This window comes from Lutibacter sp. (assembly GCF_041596795.1).
GTDB lineage: Bacteria > Bacteroidota > Bacteroidia > Flavobacteriales > Flavobacteriaceae > Lutibacter.
Genome location: NZ_JBFHHX010000152.1, coordinates 1 through 7169 on the forward strand (window position 1 = coordinate 1; position 7169 = coordinate 7169).

A 7169-nucleotide genomic window follows, 5' to 3' on the forward strand; every position below is an offset into this window, starting at 1 on the left:
AATGCCAAAGTTAAATGGTTTTGAAGCTACTGAAGAAATTAGAAAATTTAATAAAACTGTTTATATTATTGCGCAATCTGCCTATACCCAAGAAAATTATAAAACAAAAGCTATAAAAGTTGGATGTAATGCTTATTTATCAAAACCAATAGAACGCCAAAAATTATATAATTTAATTGCAAAGGTTGAAGTTTTTTAAATTATTTTAAACTACCAACTAATAGGTTTATAATCTTTTAAAAATTTACCGCACCAATGTTTCCCTGTATTTATACCATCAAACAATGGATCTAAAACACGTGCAGCTCCGTCAACAATATCTAATGGCGGTTGAAAATCAAATAACTCTTGTTTCTTTTTAGATAAATCAATAGGATCTTCATCTGTTACCCAACCTGTATCTACAGCATTCATAAAAATACCATCTTTAGCCAAAGTACCAGAAGCTGTGTGTGTAAGCATATTTAAAGCCGCTTTTGCCATATTTGTATGCGGATGACGATCTTCTTTAAAAGATCCATAAAATTTCCCTTCCATTGCAGAAACGTTAATAATATGCTTTTTACCTGTAGGATGATTTTTCATATGTTCAGATAAACGATTGCATAAGACAAAAGGAGCCACTGAATTTACCAATTGAACCTCAATCATTTCAGTAGTTTCTATTTCACCCAATTTTAATCGCCAGCTATTTACTTTTCTCAAATCTACTTGTTGTAAATCAGCATCTAATTTACCTTCAGGAAATACTTCTTTTGATACTAAAGTTTTATCAAAACTATATGGAATTTGAGATAATTTTGCTGATGCACGTAAGCCAATACCAGGTTCAGGTCCGTGCCAAGTTACTGGCATGTTTTGGTTTGATGAAGCTCCTGATGTTAACTCTTTTAATTCAAGTAAACAGTTGTAATGGTCTGATAATAAGTTTTGTGCAGATTTCGGTAATTTAGAAATTGGCAACTCCTCATTTTCCATTAAATGATGATAAAATCCTGCAGGTCTTCTAACAGTTTGTGCGGCGTTATTAATTAAAATATCAAGCTTTTCATATTTTTGTTCTATAAAATTACAAAATATTTCTACGCTTGGAATATGACGTAAATCCAATCCGTGAATTTTTAAACGATGTCCCCAAACCGAAAAATCATCTTCTTTTGAAAACCGAAGCGCAGAATCAACTGGAAAACGTGTAGTTGCAATTACGGTTGCGCCTCCACGCAATAACATTAATGTAATATGATAACCAATTTTTAAACGAGAACCAGTAATTACAGCTACTTGCCCATTTACATCGGCAGTTTGAAAACGTTTGGCATAATTAAAATCACCACAATCAGTACACATTGTATCGTAAAAATGATGCATTACAGTAAATTCTTCCTTACAGATATAACATTTTTTTGGGGTTTTTAATTCTAAAGGTTTTTTTAATGTTAATTCTTCTGATAACAATAATTTAGGAGCTTCAAAAATAACAGATTCACGAGCACTGCGTATTCCAGTTTCTTTTCTAGCACTTTTGTCCTTTGCCTCTAATTTGCGTTGTGCTAACTTTTTACCATCTTTTTTCCTTCTAGAAAACTCATCTCTATTGGGTCTTGAAAACATTCCAGCAGCTTTAATTAAAGCTGTTCTTTGCTCTTTTTCTATATCAAATATTTCTGTAGTATTAGTTACTAATTGCTCTAAAATAGCAATGCATTTTGCAATATCTTCTTTTGAAATTGGTTCTTTTTCAGTACGTTCTATCTTCATATTAATGTTTAACTGCGCGTGCAAATATAGGTTTTAAAATGTAGTAATAATTTTACTTTTTAAGTATTTCCTCATTTTTTAAAACAAATTTACCAACTACGAAAACGTTATCGTATATTATTGAAATTTAATGATAAAAATCAGCAGGCCATTAATTTAAATAATTGATTTTTGCCAAAATTTTAAATTAAGTTAATAATTATAATACTATGAATACAAATAAATTAGGAAACCCAGCAGTTGTTGGTTTAGCAGGATTTGGATTAACAACACTATTGTTACAATTCCACAATTTAGGATTAATTGGATTAGGTCCTGTGGTTGCAATGGGATTTATTTTTGGAGGTTTGGCTCAAATGATAGCCGGATTTTTAGAACATAAAATGGGAAATAATTTTGGATTTGCTGCTTTTACAAGTTATGGTGCATTTTGGATTGGATTAGGAATTATTTGGATATTAAATAACGCGGGAATTTACGCATCATCTCATACCGATGTTGGTTTTTATTTAATTGGTTGGACATTATTAACCTTAATTTTTTGGATTGGATCATTGTTTATTCATACAGCAATGGCAATTACTTTTTCAACTTTATTACTAGGATTTATTTTGTTAGATTTAGCGCATTTCGGTTTTCCTGAGATGACTACAGTTGCTGCTTATGTTTTAATTGTTTGTGCTTTAGCTGCTTGGTATATGATGGCTGCTACTATTATAAATGAGGTATCAGGAAAGCAATTATTAAAATCTGGTAAACCTTGGATTAAATTAAATTAAGCTTATATAATTGTATAAAAAAAGGGTTTGATACAAAAGTATCAAACCCTTTTTTTATGCTTTAAATCTTGTATTTTATTGCTCTTTTTGTGTTTTATAAAACAATTGTGAAATAGGAATTATTAATAATCCTGATATTAAAAATAACACAAAAGCTACTTTTAAATTAAATACATGAGCAATGTATCCTACAAGTGGCGGACCTAAAAGCATACCAACAATTCCATAAGTAGAAATAATAGATACTACCATACCCGCTGAATATTTTTTAGAGGTTCCAGCTAAAGCATACGTCATTGGAATAATTGCAGCTACACCAATTCCAACCAAACTAAAACCTATAATTGCAGGCCAAAAATATGGGAAAATAATTACCAAACTAATGCCTGTTGATATAAATAAAGAACTTATAATATATGCTTTTCTCATTCCAATAACATCAATAATTTTATCAGAAACAAACCGAGAAGATGCCATAAAAACCATAAATATAAAATACCCTAAAGTAAAAACTTCTTCTTTTATTACTTCTTTAAAATATACACCACTCCAATCAAACATTCCTCCTTCACAAACAGCAGCTAAAAAAACTAAAATGCCTAATAATAAAATAAAAGTATCTGGTTTTCCTAAAATTAGTTTATTTCCTGAGGTTGGCTTGTCGTTTTTCATTAAAAACCTATATGAAATTAAACCTACAATTAAAGAAAAAATAGCCATTATTAAAAGGTGATTTTTCATTGACACATCAAATTTCACCATTAGTGTAGAAAAGCCAACGCCAATTAATCCACCTAAACTCCATAAACCATGAAATGAGCCGATTATTTTATTTTTAAATTCTTTTTGTAGTGATATAGATTGTGTATTAACAGCAATATTTATAATTCTCATACTAAATGAAAATAAAAATAAGGAAAAGGATAAAAAGATAATATTAGAAGCATAACCAATAAAAAATAATGCTAAACAGTAAAATAAAAACGAAATAATAAGTGGATTTCTACTATTAAATTTTGAAACCAACCAACCAGAAAAAGGTAGTCCAATTAATGAACTAATAGGCATTATAAATAATAAATTCCCTAATTCGGCTTCGTTTAAGTTATAAAACGTTTTAATAGTTGGTATTCTAGAAGCCCAAGTTGCAAAAGAAATTCCTGATAAAAAAAAATAAGCGCTTAAGGCAATTCGCTGTTTTATTTTTAAGTCCATGTGTAATTAAATATGGTTGCAAATTTGCAAGGTTATTTTGTAATACGAAAAGTTTACACAAAGTTTTTTAAGTAAATTTTATTAATTACAATTCTAATAAATAACCTAAGGAAAAATTGAAAAAACTAGTTGTTTTAAGAGAAACTTCCTCTCCTATTGGATGTGGAAAATTAAAAGTATAACCAAAACAAATATCAAAATTATTAAATGTACATTCTACAGGAAATATTAGTTGTGTATTTATTAAATCAAAAACAGTGTTTTTTGAATAAGTAGTTTCAGGTATATTTTCAATAATATCTATTCTCGAAAGTTCTATTGTTTGCTTGCCAAAAAAGATATTTAACTGAGGTTTTATAGTTATTAAAGTGTTTTTTTCTTTTAATAAGTTAGTTTTAAAATAGGTTTTTGATAAAAAATGAAAAGAGCTCTCTTTGCCAAACAAATAAGAACCAGTAAGTTGAGTGGCTAAAATTTTATTTTTTGTTCTAATACCCAACCCAAAATCTAACGTGTTTGCAAAAATATTATCTTCACTATTAGCATAAAAATATCTAGAATATGCTGTATTATAACTAAGTGTTTTTTGTTTGTTTAAATAATTTCCAAAGCCAATATATAATGTTGTTACATCCCATTTTGGGTAAAATTGGCTAAAATAAGCACCACTAATTCCTGTGTAAAATCCATTAGAATTTGCATAGGTTAATTGAGTAGAAATATTGTATTGATCAATTCCTATATCTCTACCAGAAAAATAGGTTTTAGTGTTATACGTTGTAGATGCATAAATTAAATTGAAATTTGAAAGTGACAAAAGTAAATCGTCAATTATTTGATTATCTGCACTTAAGAATTCATCTAATAATGAGTCTACCATTGTCTCATCATCTTGCGCTGTACTTTGAAACATACTTAATAAAATTAATACTATGGTAAAGTAATAACGCATTTTTAATGTATTATAAAGGCATAAATTAAAGTTACAAAAAAAATGTAACCTACAGAGTGTTGTAGGTTACATTTTAAAATTGGGGTTTTATAAAAATGATACTAATTTAATTATTACCATTTTTTCTGTTTTTTCTATTCTCAATAACTCCTTCTCGTAATTCTTTTTTTTCTTGTGAACCTTTCATTAACCCAATTTGTAGTTGTAATTTTTGTCGTTGCTCTTCAGTAATAGTTGCTTTAAAATTTTCTTTTCCAGAAATTGCTTCACTCCTATTTTTAGCTAATAATTTTTTTTGACTATCAGAAAGGCTTTCCGTTAAAGCTTTCATTCTATCTTCTTTTGAAAGTGATGTGTTTTTTAAAATTTCTAACTGATTAGCTGATAAAGTAGCTTTAAAAGCCTCTCTGTTTTTAATTAATAATTTTTTTTGGGCTTCAACCATTTCTTTTTGTTGAGGTGTTAAGTTGCTTAAAACTTCTGCATTTTGAGCATTAGAATATGTACTAAAAAACAACAACGCAATAAAAATTAAAACCTTAATTTTAAATGTATTTTTTGTTTTCATTTTATATATTTTTAAGTAAGTATGAATATTTTATTTGTTTAATCATTTAGTATATCATCAATAATTAAATCTTCAATTACTAGCGCATCAATATAATTATTTAGTTTAGAGTCTTCAATAAACAACACCTCTAATTCCCTTGCATCCCAACTAATAAAATTTTTTAAAGCATCTTTTACAACCAACTCATTTAAAACATATGTTTCCATATATTCATTCACATTTGCATCGTTTTCTAAAATAGAATTTAGAATAGCATCATTTTCTAAATTAATGGCTTCAATGTTATTTATTACTGCCATTTGATTGTTTGTTTCTAAACTAAAATTGTTAAATACACTTAAAGTAATTAACAATGCTATTGCCGCTGCTATTGATCCAACAAGCCATTTATTAAGGGTAATAAAATTAATAACTTTACCTTTTTTGGTCTCAGTTAATTCTAAAATCTCTTTTTTAGAGGTTTCAAAATAATTTTCAGGAACTTTAAAACCTAGTTTTTGTTGTTGTTCCTTTTGCTTATTTTCTTCTGCTATTTTTTCGAATATTTCTTGCTGAAAAGTTTCAAAATAGCCGGAAGGAATCTTAAAACCTAACGTTGATTTGTTTTGAGGGCTCTTATGTTTACTGTCTTTCTTCATTTTATGTTTAGACCTAAAATTTGCTATTTAGTTTAATTGCCTACTAAATATTCTTCAATTTTTTTAACTGCAATATGATACGATGCTTTTAATGCACCTTCGGTTGTACCTAATATTTCTGATATTTCTCTAAATTTTAATTCATCAAAATATTTCATATTAAATACTTGTCGTTGTTTTTCAGGTAATTCTAATAATGCTTTGTGTAATTTTAACTTAATTTCATCGCCATCAAAATAAACATCTTCTTGTAAATTATTTAGTATTTTGGTAGTTACTTCTTCAGATGAAATAAAACTTTTTTTATTTTTTTCAGCTAATAAATTCATAGATTCATTGTATGCAATTCTGTACATCCAAGTATGCAAACTACTATCTTGATGAAATGTATGAATACTTTTATAAATTTTTAAAAATGTATTTTGTAGTACATCATTAGCATCTTCATGTATTAAAACTAATTTTCTAATATGCCAATATAAGCGCTCTTGATAATTGTCCAACAGAGTTTTAAAGGCTTTATCTTTAACCTTTGGATTTTTTAAAGCAGCTATAAGTTCTATTTCATTATTTAAAACTTCCATAATAAAAACAAACCAATTTTCAGTTCAATGTAGTTAGACCGTTTAATTGAAAAATAGTTTAATGTAATTTACAACTATTAAATAAAATAGTTAAACAATTGATTGTGAAATTTTAAGTTTCTTTTTGCTAAAATTTATGTTTAAAACCTAACAAATAAGATTCGTTTGCACTGCTAAAGATAATTCTAAATGTTCTTGTTGGTAAGGTGTTGTTAAAAAGAAGCGCTTTGAAAATTTGTAGAAGTAAGTTTTTGAATTAATTTAATTATTTTTCATTCACGTGTAAAATATGTAACAATCTGTGTGCAATTGGAGCAAAAATAACTGCAACAGTACTTAAAAAAGCAATACCACTAAAAAGTGCATAAAATGAAGAAAATAATTTAGCTTTTACAGTAATCATTTCATTTACAGGTCCCATACCAGTTAATATCATACTTGCATTGTAAAAAGAATCTACCCAAGAAATTTCAGCAAAATAATGATAGCCAAAAGTGCCAATTCCTAAAGAAAATGCGATTAATAGAATAGAAAATGAAAAGTAAATGAATACTCTTTTAATAAATTTATTGAATGGTAATAAGGGTTTTCTTTTGTTTTCAAACCTAGATTTTAACATGATTCAAATTTTAAACTCAAATTAAATTTAATCTAATATTTTGAATTTGTCAT

Annotated in this window: 9 protein-coding genes; 2 read left to right on the top strand and 7 right to left on the bottom strand. The window is 27.4% G+C overall.

The window, feature by feature from the left end:
• Window positions 1-199: response regulator (locus ABY298_RS13720; RefSeq protein ID WP_372746628.1), on the top strand; the 199-nt coding region annotated here is incomplete at its 5' end.
• 11 nt (window positions 200-210) lie between these two features.
• Here the strand turns inward: ABY298_RS13720 and ABY298_RS13725 are convergent.
• On the bottom strand, window positions 211-1758 hold the full coding sequence (locus ABY298_RS13725; RefSeq protein ID WP_372746629.1) for an SDR family NAD(P)-dependent oxidoreductase: 1548 nt from the start codon (window positions 1756-1758) through the stop codon (window positions 211-213).
• A 209-nt stretch (window positions 1759-1967) separates the two neighbouring features.
• Between ABY298_RS13725 and ABY298_RS13730 the strand changes: the two genes are divergently transcribed.
• Window positions 1968-2537, top strand: coding sequence for an acetate uptake transporter (locus tag ABY298_RS13730; RefSeq protein ID WP_372746630.1), 570 nt, complete (start codon window positions 1968-1970; stop codon window positions 2535-2537).
• Window positions 2538-2612: 75 nt separating this feature from the next.
• Here the strand turns inward: ABY298_RS13730 and ABY298_RS13735 are convergent, their stop codons facing one another.
• The 6 genes from ABY298_RS13735 to ABY298_RS13760 all read right to left on the bottom strand — a co-directional run bounded on the left by ABY298_RS13735 (window position 2613) and on the right by ABY298_RS13760 (window position 7116).
• Window positions 2613-3752: an MFS transporter gene (locus tag ABY298_RS13735; protein WP_372746631.1), complete on the bottom strand. Its 1140-nt coding sequence runs from the start codon at window positions 3750-3752 to the stop codon at window positions 2613-2615.
• Window positions 3753-3837: 85 nt separating this feature from the next.
• Window positions 3838-4665, bottom strand: a complete 828-nt coding sequence (locus ABY298_RS13740; RefSeq protein WP_372746632.1) for a hypothetical protein — start codon at window positions 4663-4665, stop codon at window positions 3838-3840.
• 145 nt (window positions 4666-4810) lie between these two features.
• The gene (locus tag ABY298_RS13745; RefSeq protein ID WP_372746633.1) at window positions 4811-5272 is read right to left on the bottom strand and encodes a hypothetical protein; all 462 of its coding nucleotides are present in this window, start codon (window positions 5270-5272) and stop codon (window positions 4811-4813) included.
• A gap of 38 nt (window positions 5273-5310) precedes the next feature.
• On the bottom strand, window positions 5311-5913 hold the full coding sequence (locus ABY298_RS13750) for a hypothetical protein (protein WP_372746634.1): 603 nt from the start codon (window positions 5911-5913) through the stop codon (window positions 5311-5313).
• Window positions 5914-5945: 32 nt separating this feature from the next.
• The gene (locus tag ABY298_RS13755; RefSeq protein WP_372746635.1) at window positions 5946-6497 is read right to left on the bottom strand and encodes an RNA polymerase sigma factor; all 552 of its coding nucleotides are present in this window, start codon (window positions 6495-6497) and stop codon (window positions 5946-5948) included.
• Window positions 6498-6762: 265 nt separating this feature from the next.
• Window positions 6763-7116 carry a hypothetical protein gene (locus tag ABY298_RS13760; RefSeq protein WP_372746636.1) on the bottom strand — a complete coding sequence of 118 codons (354 nt, stop codon included), beginning with the start codon at window positions 7114-7116 and terminating at the stop codon, window positions 6763-6765.
• Window positions 7117-7169 lie beyond the last annotated feature (53 nt).